General features: G+C 51.9%; 10 protein-coding genes. 4 read left to right on the forward strand and 6 right to left on the reverse strand.

Features of this window, described 5'->3' with window-relative positions; all coding sequences use genetic code 11:
• Positions 1 to 288 precede the first annotated feature (288 nt).
• Positions 289 to 489 carry a hypothetical protein gene (locus tag ACLGE8_RS12305; protein WP_410998806.1) on the reverse strand — a complete coding sequence of 67 codons (201 nt, stop codon included), beginning with the start codon at positions 487 to 489 and terminating at the stop codon, positions 289 to 291.
• 504 nt (positions 490 to 993) lie between these two features.
• Here ACLGE8_RS12305 and ttcA point away from each other — a divergent pair.
• Positions 994 to 1929, forward strand: a complete 936-nt coding sequence (gene ttcA, locus ACLGE8_RS12310) for a tRNA 2-thiocytidine(32) synthetase TtcA (RefSeq protein WP_185666085.1) — start codon at positions 994 to 996, stop codon at positions 1927 to 1929.
• Between the two features lie 48 nt (positions 1930 to 1977).
• On the opposite strand, the gene dbpA is transcribed toward ttcA, so the two are convergent.
• The 5 genes from dbpA to ACLGE8_RS12335 all read right to left on the reverse strand — a co-directional run bounded on the left by dbpA (position 1978) and on the right by ACLGE8_RS12335 (position 8105).
• The gene (gene dbpA, locus ACLGE8_RS12315; RefSeq protein WP_410998808.1) at positions 1978 to 3351 is read right to left on the reverse strand and encodes an ATP-dependent RNA helicase DbpA; all 1374 of its coding nucleotides are present in this window, start codon (positions 3349 to 3351) and stop codon (positions 1978 to 1980) included.
• Between the two features lie 333 nt (positions 3352 to 3684).
• Entirely contained in the window at positions 3685 to 4668 is a 984-nt protein-coding gene (zntB, locus tag ACLGE8_RS12320; RefSeq protein ID WP_220439796.1) for a zinc transporter ZntB, read from the reverse strand.
• Positions 4669 to 5707: 1039 nt separating this feature from the next.
• Complete coding sequence (locus tag ACLGE8_RS12325) at positions 5708 to 6100, reverse strand: hypothetical protein (protein ID WP_410998810.1); 393 nt, start codon at positions 6098 to 6100, stop codon at positions 5708 to 5710.
• 31 nt (positions 6101 to 6131) lie between these two features.
• On the reverse strand, positions 6132 to 6413 hold the full coding sequence (locus ACLGE8_RS12330) for a hypothetical protein (protein WP_410998812.1): 282 nt from the start codon (positions 6411 to 6413) through the stop codon (positions 6132 to 6134).
• A 522-nt stretch (positions 6414 to 6935) separates the two neighbouring features.
• Positions 6936 to 8105: a methyl-accepting chemotaxis protein gene (locus ACLGE8_RS12335; protein ID WP_410998814.1), complete on the reverse strand. Its 1170-nt coding sequence runs from the start codon at positions 8103 to 8105 to the stop codon at positions 6936 to 6938.
• Positions 8106 to 8470: 365 nt separating this feature from the next.
• Between ACLGE8_RS12335 and ACLGE8_RS12340 the strand changes: the two genes are divergently transcribed.
• The 3 genes from ACLGE8_RS12340 (at position 8471) to ACLGE8_RS12350 (ending at position 12601) form a co-directional block, all read left to right on the forward strand.
• Complete coding sequence (locus ACLGE8_RS12340) at positions 8471 to 10609, forward strand: putative bifunctional diguanylate cyclase/phosphodiesterase (RefSeq protein WP_410998816.1); 2139 nt, start codon at positions 8471 to 8473, stop codon at positions 10607 to 10609.
• A gap of 131 nt (positions 10610 to 10740) precedes the next feature.
• A complete protein-coding gene (locus tag ACLGE8_RS12345) occupies positions 10741 to 11592 on the forward strand; it encodes an aldo/keto reductase (protein ID WP_410998818.1) in 852 nt (283 codons plus the stop codon).
• A gap of 19 nt (positions 11593 to 11611) precedes the next feature.
• Entirely contained in the window at positions 11612 to 12601 is a 990-nt protein-coding gene (locus tag ACLGE8_RS12350; RefSeq protein ID WP_410998820.1) for an aldo/keto reductase, read from the forward strand.
• Positions 12602 to 12636 lie beyond the last annotated feature (35 nt).

The following is a 12636-nucleotide window of genomic DNA, read 5'->3' on the forward strand; positions in this document are numbered from 1 at the left end:
TAGAGAATAATCACGTTGGGTGCGTTTGAACTCAGTCATCATCACGTTCTCCGGATTTAAGTCAGGAACGTGTCAACGCTATTCAGGACGGGTCACCTGAAATAATAAAGCCCGCCGAAGCGAGCCTTAAGAGACACAGTCCCGTTAGATGGGCCATGTGCTATTAAGCGTTATTGATGTGTTACGTGAATCTGTTCGCGTATTAATCTATTTGATAGATCGATTGAGTGTAATCGATCGGTAAAATCGACCATGCCAGGCTCGGACACAACAAAACCCCAGGTTGGTTTACTTCTTTGCAGTCTTTTCTCTCCATCGCTTCCAAAATCCATACTCTTGTCTGATACTGCTCTCCCTGGCAGCCATTCCGTGCTTAGTCGTCGGAGGGTTAGCAATAATGCTATCCAGTGATTCTCCAGCATCAAGACGTGCATAAATCTTGTAATCCGCAGCATCCGGATTATTTGGCTCTTTTTTTCCAACACTCATAGATACTCCTGCATTACATCCTCTCGTTCTGCGATGCCATGTCGAATTTCCTTCGACTGAGGATCAGATCGGTATGCTAAACGACAAAATTCCGACCACACTGCCCCCCTGACCAATACAAAGAGACGAAAAGCCGCTTAGTTACATATAGATATAGGCATCATTTATAATTAATGCATTGATTTAATCGGTTTCTCGACTTTCTTTGAAGCAAACGCTTAGAGGATAATCAGGGGGTTAGGAAAAGTGCCCTATGGACATTAAGGGACTATAAAGGACTTTTTAACGCCCCCAAATACGCCATCACGTCAAAACGCCCTCGATATTGGCTCACGCGCAAAACGTGCTGACATTCGTCTCCGTAATCCGTACCATACACGCCACACATTCGCTGATTCGCTATTGACCGGTCAGCGCGAGACAGGTCTTTTATCGCAAATCAAATGGACGGGAAGACGCTGTGTTTGGCCTGAACTTCCATTTAGATTTTTGAGTAACCATTAAATGCAACAAAATCAAGAAATTAGCCAAAAAGAAAAATACAATCTGAACAAGTTACAGAAGCGTCTGCGTCGCAACGTGGGCGAAGCCATCGCTGACTTCAACATGATTGAAGACGGCGACCGTATTATGGTTTGTCTGTCCGGTGGTAAAGACAGCTACACCATGCTGGAAATTTTGCGCAACCTGCAGCAGAGCGCCCCTATCAGCTTCAGCCTGGTAGCGGTAAACCTCGACCAGAAACAGCCGGGTTTCCCGGAGCACATTCTGCCAGAGTATCTGGAAAAGCTGGGCGTCGAGTACAAGATTGTCGAAGAGAACACCTACGGCATCGTTAAAGAGAAGATCCCGGAAGGGAAAACCACCTGCTCACTCTGCTCGCGTCTGCGCCGCGGTATTCTGTATCGTACCGCCACGGAGCTGGGTGCAACCAAGATAGCGCTCGGCCACCACCGTGACGATATACTGCAGACGCTGTTCCTGAACATGTTCTACGGCGGCAAAATGAAAGGCATGCCGCCGAAGCTGATGAGCGACGACGGCAAGCATATCGTTATTCGCCCGCTGGCCTACTGCCGTGAAAAAGATATCGAACGTTTTTCTGAAGCGAAAGGCTTCCCAATAATCCCATGCAACCTGTGTGGCTCACAGCCAAACCTGCAGCGTCAGGTGATTGCGGATATGCTGCGCGACTGGGATAAACGCTACCCGGGCCGCATCGAGACCATGTTTAGCGCTATGCAGAACGTGGTGCCATCACACCTGAGCGATATCAACCTGTTCGATTTCAAAGGGCTGACTCACGGTGGTGAAGTGATTGACGGTGGCGATCTGGCGTTTGACCGGGAAGAGATTCCGTTACAGCCAGTAGGCTGGCAGCCGGAAGAAGAAGATGGTCAGTTGGATGAGCTGCGTCTGAACGTAGTCGAAGTGAAGTAATTAGCTTGTCGCGTCTCAGGCCCGCACCTGAGACGCGTTATTCTGCGGTTATTTCAGCAGACGCACTCGGCACGCCTTGCCTTTGATTTTCCCTTTCTGCAGCAGTTTCCACGCCTGATGCGCTACGCCTTCGCGTACTGCCACGTAAACGTGCGCCGGATGAACATCGATTTTACCGATATCCGCCCCGACCAGCCCGACATCACCGGTTAACGCACCCAGCACGTCGCCCGCACGCATTTTGGCTTTCTTACCGCCGTCGATGCAAAGGGTCATCATTTCTGGCTCCAGCGGCACAACACGGGCTTTGCCCGGCTCCGCTACCCAGTTGAGTTTAATTTGCAGCATTTCGGCGAGAATATTGGCGCGCTGCGCCTCTTCCGGTGCGCAGAAGCTGATGGCCAGGCCGCTGTTCCCGGCGCGTGCGGTACGACCGATGCGGTGTACGTGCACTTCCGGATCCCACGCCAGTTCGTAGTTCACCACCATCGCCAGCGATTTAATATCCAGACCACGAGCGGCAACGTCGGTCGCCACCAGAATACGCGCGCTGCCGTTAGCAAAGCGCACCAGCGTCTGGTCGCGGTCGCGCTGTTCGAGGTCGCCGTGCAGCACAATAGTGCTCTGACCAGCCGCATTCAGTTCCTCAAAGACCGCCTGGCAATCTTTTTTGGTGTTACAGAACACCACGCAGGACGCGGGCTGATGCTGGCTCAGCAGTTGCTGCAACAGGGCGATTTTACCGTGACGCGGCACGTCGAAGAACTGCTGCTCAACGGCCGGCAGTGCGTCGACTGAGTCAATTTCGATGGTTTCCGGCGAGCGCTGTACACGACCGCTAATGGCGGCGATTGCCTCCGGCCAGGTGGCGGAGAACAGCAGCGTCTGGCGAGAGGCAGGCGCAAAGCGAATGACTTCGTCGATGGCGTCGCTGAAGCCCATATCGAGCATCCGGTCCGCTTCGTCCATCACCAGCGTTTGCAGCGCATCCAGAGAGATGGTGCCCTTTTGCAGGTGGTCAAGCAGACGACCCGGCGTCGCCACAATAATATGCGGCGCATGCTGCAAAGAGTCACGTTGAGCGCCAAACGGTTGGCCGCCACACAGCGTCAGCACTTTAATGTTCGGCAGGTAACGGGCCAGGCGGCGAATCTCACCGGCGACCTGGTCAGCCAACTCACGAGTGGGGCACAGCACCAGCGATTGCGTCTGATACAGGCCAGCATCCACGTGCTGAAGCAGGCCAAGGCCAAATGCTGCTGTTTTACCGCTGCCGGTTTTTGCCTGCACCCGCACGTCCTTGCCCGCAAGGATGGCCGGCAGCGATGCCGCCTGTACCGGAGTCATAGAGAGATAGCCCAGATCGTTGAGGTTTTCGAGCTGGGAGGCGGGCAGGATGTTCAGGGAGGCAAAAGCGGTCACGGTGTAGTTCTCACGAATTAGGGGCTGACGTTCAGCAGGCGCGTATCCTCGCAGATCTCGCCGCGGGATGCGACAACTAATCAACGAGTGTAGTCAGGGTAGCGGAAAAAAAGACAAAAAAAAGCCGACTATTCTCAGCCGGCGTCGTACGAATCAATTGTGCTATGCAGTAATTCAAAAAAAGGAAGTAAGACAATATGGAGCGCAACGCCCATCGCTTGACGTTGCATTCACCTGCAGGGACGATATTGCCTCGATTGGGGTGCTGGTTTATTGACCTCGCTCAAGTTAAGTCGCGTTATTGGCGCTGAATGGAATAAAAAAGATGACTTTTTACAACCATTTACTGCGATGTAACCACCACGTAACACCACCAATGAGTACCACCAGCATAATACAGAAGAGGGAGAAGCCCAGATGCGATCCGCCGCCGGGAATACCTCCAAGGTTTACCCCAAACAGCCCGGTCAGGAAAGTGCTGGGTAAAAATACCATCGCCATCAGCGACATGGTGTAGGTGCGCCGCGAGAGCGACTCCTGCATCATCTGCGCAATTTCATCGGTCATTACCGCCGTCCGCGCAATGCAGCCATCGATCTCATCCAACCCACGACCCAGGCGATCGGCAATATCCTGCATCCGGCGGCGCTGGTCATCGGTCATCCACGATAAGCGTTCGCTGGAGAGCCGGGCATAGACATCCCGTTGCGGTGCCATATAGCGACGCATCACAATCAGCTGTTTACGCAGTAGCGCCAGGAAGCCACGCGGCGGCACCTCCTGCTCAAGCAGGCTATCTTCCAGATCGATAATCTTGTCGTGCAGTTGTTCGATAAATTCACTGGCGTGGTCGGTCAGCGCGTCGCAAACATCTACCAGCCAGGAACCGCAGTCCGTCGGCCCACTGCCGTCCTGAAGATCGCTGACCACATCATCCAGTGCCAGCACTTTTCTCTGCCGCGTGGAGACGATCATGCGTTCATCTATATAGAGCCGCATTGCTACCAATTGATCGGGGCGTTCGTCGGTGCTGCCATTGATGCAGCGCAGCGTGATTAGCGTCCCTTCGCCTAAGCGGCTGACGCGCGGGCGCAGACTTTCGCCGGATAGCGCGTCGCGGACCGTGTTAGGCAACAACGGCGTGGTTGCCAACCATTGCGCGCTGTCGGGGTGGGTGTAGTTCATGTGTAGCCAGCACGGGTTCTCTTTGCTGACGGTTTCATCATCGGTCAGGGGCCTTACGCCGCCCTGCCCGTCAAGCATCCACGCGAATACCGCATCAGGTACGTTGAGATCAGATCCCTTTATGGCTTCCACTTCGCCTCCGGTAAGAACGATTTATCCTGTTAGTCTAGCCATCTCCTTTTGTTAAGCAATATATGGGTGTGGCATCGCGCTGAAATCGTTCAGAAAAGGAACAACTTCAGCGGCAAACGGTTTAGTAAAACATCAGGGTAACCGATAGCCCTAGCGATGTGGTGAGTCGGTAATCTTTTTTCACGATGCGAATGGTCAAGATGAAAGTATGCGAACTTGCCCAGCGAGTGACAGCAGGAAATAACAAGCCGATCACATTTTAATTATTTGATTAATAATGAAAATATATAACAATCATGACTATTCGACTTGCCTTATACATTCCACCTGCTATTTAAATGTTTCAACAGCAATCCTCTCCCTTACAGCTCATTCGCTAGCAGCATTGTTCAAATATAATAAAGACCATATTGCGCAGTAACGTCACCATCAATCGCCTTAAGCGAGTAAATACCGCACCGAGTCATTTAATATTGGTCAATTAAATGGCACATTCTCCCTCCCTTATTTTCAATTTTATTTACGAATAACATCAAAATTGACATAAATATCAGATTTGTAAAAAATGAGACAACCAACGTTCAAGCCGCATATTAAATCAATTTAATTACATAAAAATACAATTTAAAGCGAAGTATCGCAATACTCCGTCAAAAAATGTAATCCATTGGCAGGATTAAAATTTACACCAAAATAATAAAATGTTGGTTCCGTATCACCTTTTGCTACGCCTTCTCGGCATGCAAAATGCAACCAATTATTTTTAATAACCTTCCGTTACTAGCATTCCTCTCCTTAATATGAATAGGCCGCACCTTTTAGGGACGGCTTTTTAACGATTTCAATACAAACTCCGTCGTTTTTTCGAATATTGACTTGTCATTTTGCCGAACTCATGTTTCACAAAACGAAATAACTACACGGTTTACCAGGCAGCCGATGGGGCCGATCAGAACACTGCACGCAACGTTCTATCGCCCTTCATCAGCAGTCGCATCAAGCAGTCACTAAAAGCGCCATTAAGAGCGCAACTTTTAAGTTAATGAATGGCAATGAGAAATGAAAAAGTTTCGCCCAGAATAACTTGGGGTAAACTTACACCCTCAGATTTCATGGCTTCCGAGGCAATACGCGCCTCATAGAAATCCTGGCAAGTCAGCGTGGCCATATTAGCGTTCTGATATTGACAAAGCGCGACCGTATCATTGGTGAACTCCTGATTTCTACGCGATGTATCTTCCAGAATAACAATACGAGCAGCAATCATATCATCGTAAGAATCAACGCCTGGGGTAACCTGCATGTGTTGTGCGGGTTGGCTGTCGAACGCGTTTTTAATACTTTTATCATCGTTATAATCTTTAATGCCATTATATACGGAGAACCCCGTGAGTAATGCCAACGCAATATAGCGCTTTTCTACCTTCATCATTTTTCCTGTTTCCCGGTCACGCCGGGGCAGTTTATTTATTACTGCCGTTTTTTTCTTCTTCGTCGTCAGAAAAATATTCAGCCGCTGCGTTATAAATAGCCTTGCCACCGTAATAGCCAGCGATCCCAGCAACGCCTATAGCGCCAACCCCGACAAACATAGCACCTGCGCCCAGCGCGGCGATTCCCGTGGTGAGGCCAACGGCGCTCACCCCGACTTCACCCGCCACGTACACCAGCGCCATTGGCGTGGCAGCTGCGCCAGCGATGCCGCTTACCTTCTCACCTGCACGTTTCAGAAAGTCGTTCATCATTAATGTGCCGCCTTATCTAAAAAGCCGATAATGGTAGAACCGCAGAAAAAACATTTTCTTAAAAAAACCATTACATTAACCCTTCAATAGTTGCCAAAGACATTTAATAATTGTTCAACACTTTCCAGATGCTCGATTTTATATAAAAACACTATCTGCCTATTGGCAAGAGCCATAAAAACCTCACCATCGTTATAATATGGATTTTCACTCTACGTTGCCAAGAATATTAAATGTAAACATTTGATTGCAGAGCAATCTTAATTACGCCAATAATCAAATTACTCATGCTTATTAAAAATTGATTAGCAAGCGCTTCCGTAATTAAAAGCACTCAAACCATTTGCTTTCTAAAAATAACGCGGGTGATGATATTTTCACCCACCCGAAGCGGCACAAACTATAAGGTCTGCATTGCGCAGAAGAGAATGGTTTTTGGTGCGCGGATACTGGCCCGGGACAGCAAACGAAACCATCGTATTACCCGGGCCAATTGAGACAAAGGCAAACCTTCGTCAAACGCTAAAATGACTGCCAAAAATCCTTATCATGGCTCCCGGCCACCGCTGGCTTAAGCACCGTCGCTCCCGGCGCCGCCTCCACCTTCCTCGGTTCATCCCCGATACGGAAGTTCTGCGTCCGCGACTGCAGATCGATAACCTGATTTTTCAGAATATCAGATGACCGCGCCAGTTCCTCCACCACCATTCCGTTACTCTGCGTCACGGTTTCCAGCTCCGTCAGCGCCAGGGTTATCTGATCGATACCTTTCTCCTGCTCGGCGGTCGACACTGCAATCTGCTCCATCAGACCGTTCAGCTCGCCTGAACCGCTCACGATATCCTGCATATTCCGCTCGGCCTCGGCGACAATATTCGCCCCCTGCGTCACGTTATCGCTGGTGACGCTAATTAAGGTCTTAATGCTCTTCGCTGCCTCGGCGCTGCGATGCGCCAGATTTCGCACCTCACCGGCCACTACCGAGAACCCTTTGCCGTGATCGCCCGCCCTGGCTGCTTCAACCGCTGCGTTCAGCGCCAGAATATTCGTCTGGAAAGCAATCCCATCGATCATGGCGATGATTTCCGTCATCTGCCGCGCGCAGTCGGTGATCGACTGCATATTGGTCGCCACCTCTCCCATCAACTCCCCGCCTTTACGGGCGCATCGGGTAGCTTCCCCCGCCCGCTCGCTTGCCAGCCGGGTGTGCTCGGCGTTGTTTTTGGTCCCAGCCCCAATCTCCTCCATGCTGGATGCGGTATGCATCAACGTGGCGGACTGCTGCTCGGTCTTCACCGCCAGTTCTGCGCTGCGGTTCGCCAGTTGTTCAGACAACGTCATCGCCGTATCGGACGAAGAACGAATCTCCGCCACCAGCGTAGAGATATTATTCGATAAGCTATTGATACCCGGAATTAAGCGCCCGGCACAGTTATTACCAAATATCGGAATACGCACCGATAAATTGCCATCATTAACTTCATCAATGCTGCGCTTTACGGCGTTAATCGGCGTAACCAGATACTTGGTCATATAAAGCCAGAGCGAAGCCAGCGCCACCACCCAAACCAGGTTAATGGCTAAATGCAAGAATATATTCTTTGATAATATTAAGCAGATCACATCTACAATAAGGAAAACCGCCAGAATAAACACCAGGATAAACGTTCGGACGCTAATGTTTTTAAACATAATCTTTTCCCCAACACTTGTTGTGTCATTTTGTTATATCACCACAAGGGGTATTTTTCAGATTATTTCCATGTTTATAAGGAGTTTAATTGTTAGCAGTGCCAGTTTCACTTTTACCAAACAATTACGCTACCCAAAGTAAAATCAACAACCTTAACGACCGATGAAATACTTAAGCAGCGATAAAATAAGAATTATATAAAAAAGCAATGCTTAACATTTATTGGCATTTCATTAAGATTTAGCCGTGCTTAATCGAGTTCAATTCAGTAAAAAGAGTCGCAGGTTATTGCTATTTCGCTGTGTAAAATTCGGAATTTACTGATAGATTAATTAAACCCCCTTTATGAAAAGGTATGGATTACATGATGCTGCATGCTTCGTGGGACCCGATACTAGTCGGTATTTCATTTTTGGTGGCCTTCATTGCGTCTTTCGTTGCGCTTGATAGTGCTGCAAAAATTGCTGCGTCTAATAAAAAAGCCGCTATCTTCTGGCGCATTACCGGCGGCGCGACGCTGGGTATTGGTATTTGGTCGATGCACTTTATCGGCATGCTGGCGATGAAAATGCCAATGCCGATGAGCTATCACCTTGAGCTCACGCTTATTTCCCTGCTGGCAGCCATTATTGCCTCCTCATTAGCAATCAATATTGCGGTTGCAGGAAATACGTTGTCACTAAAACGCCTCTGCATCGCCACCGCCCTGCTCAGCTCCGGCGTCGTCACCATGCACTACGTCGGCATGGCTGCGTTGATGGCCCACGATGATATTGTCTGGAGCATTCCGCTGATTATCGCCTCGGTGGTCATTGCTATCGTGGCTTCCTGCGTCGGCCTGTGGCTGGCCTTCAGCCTGCGGCTCAACAGCAAAGGCGTGCTGCTGACCCGCGTCGGCGCGGCGTTCGCCATGGGTATTGCCATTGCCGCCATGCACTACACCGGCATGGGCGCCGCCACCTTTACCGGCCACGGTCATATGATGATGGGCCACGACGCGATGGTCAGCGAAGAAGGGCTCTCTATCTGGGTGTCGGTGACGACCCTGCTGCTGCTCGGGCTGATGTTGATGATCTCAATGGTTGACTCGCAGGTGCGTACCACCCGCCTGACGGAGAATCTACAGCGCCTTAACCAACAGCTGGAACAGCAGGCCCGCTTTGACGGCCTGACCGGGCTGGCAAACCGCAGCCAGATTGATATGCGGCTGCTGGCCTGCCTGCATCAATCCCGCCTGGCGGGCAGCACGTTTGCGCTGGTGCTGATGGATCTCGACCGCTTTAAGCTAATCAACGACGCCTGGGGCCATCACGTTGGCGATAATCTACTGGTCTCCGTCGCCAACCGAATGAGCGCCTGTCTCAATCCTAAAATGACCCTCGCACGTATCGGCGGTGACGAGTTTATCCTGCTCGCGCCAAACTGCACCGAAGCGGAAATCACCGATATTTGTACCCGACTGGTAGAGAGCGTCCGTCGGCCGTTCTACCACTCCGGGCAGATCCTACAGATTTCATTCAGCGTGGGGATAAGCCTCTATCCAGGGCACGGCGAAACCCCGCAGGAGCTGAAGCTGTCGGCAGACACCGCGATGTATCACGTAAAACACAATGGTCGTAACGGCTGGGTGTTCTACCATGAATCAATGCTCGATAGCACCTGGCAAGGAGCGCATTTCCTGCAGGATCTAACCCAGGCGCTGGATCGCGGCCAGTTTGAGCTGTGGTATCAGCCTAAGTATCACGTCAAAGAACAGCGCATTTACGGCTTTGAAGCGCTGCTACGCTGGCGACATCCGAAAAAAGGTATCCTGCTGCCCGACGTGTTCCTGCCTACGCTGCAAAACACCGGGCTCATTGTTCCGGTGGGCAACTGGATAGTCGAACAGGCCAGCCAGCAACTGCATAAGTGGAGCATTGCCGGGCACGACGACTGGACGGTATCGCTGAATATCTCCCCGGTGCAGTTCGAGCAGCAGAACTTTTATGAACGGGTATGCGAAGTGCTGGTACGCCACCGCGTCTCCCCAACTCGCTTGACCATCGAGCTGGCGGAAACCACCGCGCTGCACGGCTTTGACCGTAGCGTGCAGATTTTCAACGACTTCTGCCGCATCGGCATCACCATCTCCATCGATAACTTCGGCGTGGGCTACTCCAATATGCTGGCGCTTCAGGACCTTCCCGCCGGGGAGCTGAAAATCGATAAGAGCTTTATGAAGGATATGCGGGAAAACAGTAAGCACGTCAAAATCGTCTCGACCATCATTAACATCGCCCATTCGATGAATATGGACGTCGTTGCCGAAGGCGTGGAAACGCAGGAACAACAGCGCATTCTTAGCGGGCTCGGCTGTGACGCTTTGCAGGGTTTCTGGTTCTCCGACCCGGTTCCGGCTGAGGATATTGAGGTTATGCTGAATAACCTGCCGCTAACCGGCGACCCGAATGCGCCAGCCGCGCTGAGACGGGATATTTCGTCCGGGAAGAAACGGCAGGCCTGACGTCTGAGGATCGGCATGACGCAGCCCCCTTTCATTAATGAATTTTGTTCATTACCGTTAGAGAATTCCCTCCTCTAATCAAATTAATCCCCACGCGCTATCCTTCTTCTACTCAGAAGAAGGATAACCCCATGCAAACAGTACAACTGAACAACGGTATTGCGATGCCGCTTCAAGGCTTCGGCGTCTACCAGATGACCGATGCCGCCGAATGCGAACGCGCGGTGCTCGATGCCCTCGAGACCGGCTACCGTTTAATTGATACCGCCGCCTCCTACCAGAATGAAACCCAGGTGGGCAACGCCCTGAAGCAGAGCGGTATTGCCCGTGATGAGCTGTTTATCACCACCAAACTATGGTTGCAGGGCAGCAGCTATGAAGGGGCGAAAGCGCAGTTCGAGCGCTCGCTGAACCGCCTGCAGCTTGACTATGTCGACCTCTATCTAATCCATCAGCCCTTTGGCGACGTGCACGGCGCGTGGCGAGCCATGGAGGAACTGCATGAGGCGGGAAAAATCCGCGCCATTGGGGTCAGTAACTTCCAGCCGGACCGCCTGGCCGACCTGATGGCCTTCAACCGCATTGCGCCAGCGGTGAACCAGGTCGAAGTGAACCCGTTCAACCAGCAGTTGCACGCCGCGCCGTGGATGCAAAGCCGCGGCATTCAGCCAGAAGCCTGGGCTCCGTTTGCCGAGGGGCGCAACGGTCTGTTTGAACACCCGGTACTGACCGCTATCGGCAATAAATATGGCAAAAGCGTGGGCCAGGTCGTCCTGCGCTGGCTGCTCCAGCGTGGCATCGTATCGCTCGCTAAATCAGTGCGTAAGGAACGAATGGCCGAAAATTTTGCCATCAACGACTTTGCGCTAAGCGATGACGACATGCTGCACATTGCCGCGCTGGATACCGCCACCAGCGCCTTTTTCTCCCATCGCGACCCGGCCATCGTTGAGTGGCTGGCGGCCCGTAAACTCGACGTTTAACGTTATTAAGGAACCTGCAATGCAACAGAGAACGCTTGGCCAGTCTGGCCTGAAAGTGTCCGCACTCGGTCTGGGCTGCATGGGCCTGAGCTACGGCTACGGCCCGGCAACCGATACTCGCCAGGCCATTGAGCTTATCCGTGCCGCCGTTGAACGCGGCGTGACTTTTTTTGATACCGCGGAAGTGTACGGCCCTTACCTGAATGAAGACGTGGTCGGCGAAGCGCTGAAGCCGTTTCGCGATCGCGTGGTGATCGCCACCAAATTCGGCTTTACCTTTGGCGATGACAACAAACAGCAGATTTTAAACAGCCGCCCGGAACATATTCGCCAGGCGGTTGAAGGTTCGCTTAAGCGCTTAAAAACCGACGTTATTGATCTGCTCTACCAACACCGCGTTGACCCGGAAGTGCCGATTGAAGACGTCGCTGGCGTGGTGAAAGACCTGATTGCCGAAGGCAAGGTGAAACACTTTGGTCTGTCTGAAGCCGGCGCGCAAACCATTCGCCGCGCCCATGCCGTTCAGCCCGTTGCCGCGCTGCAAAGCGAATACTCCATGTGGTGGCGTGAGCCAGAACGGGAAATTATTCCGCTGCTGGAAGAGTTGGGTATCGGTTTTGTGCCGTTCAGCCCGCTGGGTAAAGGCTTCCTTACCGGAGCCATCACCACCGACACCGCCTTTGGCAACGATGATTTTCGCAGTAAAGTGCCGCGCTTCCAGGCGGAGGCTCGCGAAGCAAACGCCCAACTGCTGACCGTGCTGGCTAACCTGGCTGCCGAACGCGGGATTACCCCGGCACAAATTGCCCTCGCCTGGCTGCTGGCGCAGAAACCATGGCTTGCGCCAATTCCTGGCACCACCAGGTTGCACCGCCTGGAAGAAAATCTGGGTGCGGCAGAGATTGTGCTCGCAGCAAGCGACCTGCAGAAAGTCACCCAGGCGCTGGATGCGATTAAGATTGTAGGTGACCGTTATCCGGCGTCCATTCAGGCTCGCGTTGGCCGGTAAAAAAACACAATGGCCTGTGACTGTCACAGGCCTTT

It is taken from the genome of Kluyvera sp. 142486 (assembly GCF_046569695.1).
Taxonomy (GTDB): Bacteria; Pseudomonadota; Gammaproteobacteria; order Enterobacterales; family Enterobacteriaceae; genus Kluyvera.